A 2,064-nucleotide genomic window follows, 5' to 3' on the forward strand; every position below is an offset into this window, starting at 1 on the left:
GCTTAACGCGGACAAACGCCCGAGGCCTTCGCACTTTCCGCCGCGAGTTGCGCCCACAGACCTGCCCGCCGCCGCTCGTTCTCCCTTGTCGGTCCACCGAAGTTGTACGCCCGAAACCGCGTGTACAACACACCGACCTGATCTGCGGCCTTATCAGTCCGCGAACACTGGTGCGGTAAGAGCGTGACAAACGCCAGTGGGTTGATCCCGGCTGGTCGCGGGGCCTCCATCATCATGCGGATCGATGCGATGCCGTGCGGCTGGTTGCTGTGATACGCCTGCTCGGCATTTACGGCGTTGTGGTTCCAGTCCTGGTCGGCGAACCTGCCCTCCAGATAGGGCCAGAACCCGGTTCTCGGCCGGTAAGCGAGCGCATTGCGTCGCTCGAGGGCCGCGATGAGTTCGCGCTGACCGGGCCGCGCGAACCCAGCGACCCGGAGTCGTTCCAGGAAGCGCGCAGCCGAGGCCGCGATGTTGAATACGCAGACCCGACCGTCGTGACCGGAATCGGAGTAGGCCAGGCAGGCCGTGCCGGCGGGCTGCCGCGGTACGAGCGGCATGGACATGAGCCGGGTCAGGATGTGCTCCACCTCAGCAGGTGGTGCCTTGCCGGCCCGGTAAGCGTCCAGGAGCACGGGCCCAACGTGACCACTCAACGTGATCGATTAGTCGGTGTCCGTAGGGTTAACTGTGCCGTCGCCAAAAGCGTCCCACGGGGAGCCCAAGCCCCATCCCCCACGGGCAGACTTCTGCGTCATCAGTGCCCTGAGCGAGTTTAGAGTGCGTCTGTCCTCCCATCCGTACAAGTCGGCGTAGGCGGCGGTGGCAAAGGCGTAGCCGAGGGTGCTCGCGCCATGACGCGCGCGGCCGACTCGTACTCCCTCAACGCATTCATGGCTGCCGCCCGCCACCGCCGTGATTGGACGGGCCCCAGGCGGCTGAATACGCGCGACTCGCCCGCAGCCACGACCTTCCGCCCGTTATAAAGAGTGGCTGTCAGCGTGTTCATCGCGCGCGGCAGGATCACACCGCTGAAACGGAAGACCGCGCGGCCGCGCGTTCGCATGACGACCGGGCGGTGCGCGGTCCACGTGACAACTCGCCGCGATGGCTGCGCGTACCGACCTGTGGCGCTCGAAGCGAAGTCGAAGACCCCGGACGTGCCGTTGGGCAACACGACGCGCATTGAGGTCAGCCTGGCACCCGCGGGCACCATGGCCGAGCACACTAGACCGATCGGCGAGCCGTAGCGGGCCGCGTCCACCCGGCAGGTCATCGTCGGCACAGCGGCGCTACCGCGAATCGGCATCAGCCGCGCCAATACTGCTCTGCGCGGCGCATTAGGAGATGAATGCTGAACGATGTTGTTCGCCTCCTCCGACCTGGCAGTCGGTGGGAGGAGACCGTGTGCAGCCGCAGCTAACGTCAGACATATGGCCACGGAGAACGTCCACAGGACCGGCCGTCCAACCCGGAAGCGCGGGGTGTGGCGGGCGCCAGCCTGCTTGTGATCCACGTGGGAGCACGGGCGGCGAGGGGATTCGGGCATCCGAGGACCTGTCGCATGGGGGCAGCGTCACCGACGTCCCTCAGGACCCCGGTCCCCTCTGTTCAAGTCGACGGAAACGGTTACGTCTGAAGCTTTTTCGCCAAACGGCCGCGGTTTCCCCGCCCAGGCAGCGATGCGGTCAGAGCGTTTACAGCAGCGCCGCGACCGCGTGGGCGAAGTCCTCGTAGACGCTGCGCTCGCGCCGCGCTGCGGCCGCGTGCTTCACCGCCGCCTGGGCGCAGGTGTCCAGCCGCTCCCGGCCGTCAGCCGAACCCGACCAGTCGCGCAGCACCTGCGCCACCGCCTCCCCGACGGACTCGTCGCCGCCGGCGGGCACGACGACGCCGGCTCCGGAGTCGCGCACGACGGCCGCCTGGCGGCGCAGGTCGGTCGTGATCACCGGCAACCCGCACGCCAGGTACTCCCCGAGCTTGCTCGGCATCGCCTCGGCGAACGCCGGGGTGTCGGCGAGCAGCAGCAGCCCGCACCACGCGCCGCTCGCGTGCTCCCACGCC

General features: G+C 68.0%; 3 protein-coding genes. 1 reads left to right on the plus strand and 2 read right to left on the minus strand.

Translation table 11 applies throughout. The annotated features are described in order from the left end of the window. Positions 1-2 precede the first annotated feature (2 nt). The gene (locus PINTE_RS19325; protein WP_068433964.1) at positions 3-635 is read right to left on the minus strand and encodes a hypothetical protein; all 633 of its coding nucleotides are present in this window, start codon (positions 633-635) and stop codon (positions 3-5) included. A gap of 366 nt (positions 636-1,001) precedes the next feature. On the opposite strand from PINTE_RS19325, the gene PINTE_RS22920 reads away from it, so the two are divergent. Continuing rightward, positions 1,002-1,250 (plus strand): hypothetical protein, encoded by a 249-nt coding sequence (locus tag PINTE_RS22920; protein WP_157087389.1) that lies wholly within the window; start codon positions 1,002-1,004, stop codon positions 1,248-1,250. Positions 1,251-1,697: 447 nt separating this feature from the next. Here the strand turns inward: PINTE_RS22920 and PINTE_RS19330 are convergent. Further along, positions 1,698-2,064 (minus strand): glycosyltransferase (locus tag PINTE_RS19330; protein WP_157087390.1); only part of this gene is annotated, 367 nt, incomplete at its 5' end.

Source organism: Piscicoccus intestinalis NBRC 104926 (assembly GCF_001515525.1).
Taxonomy (GTDB): Bacteria; Actinomycetota; Actinomycetes; order Actinomycetales; family Dermatophilaceae; genus Kineosphaera; species Kineosphaera intestinalis.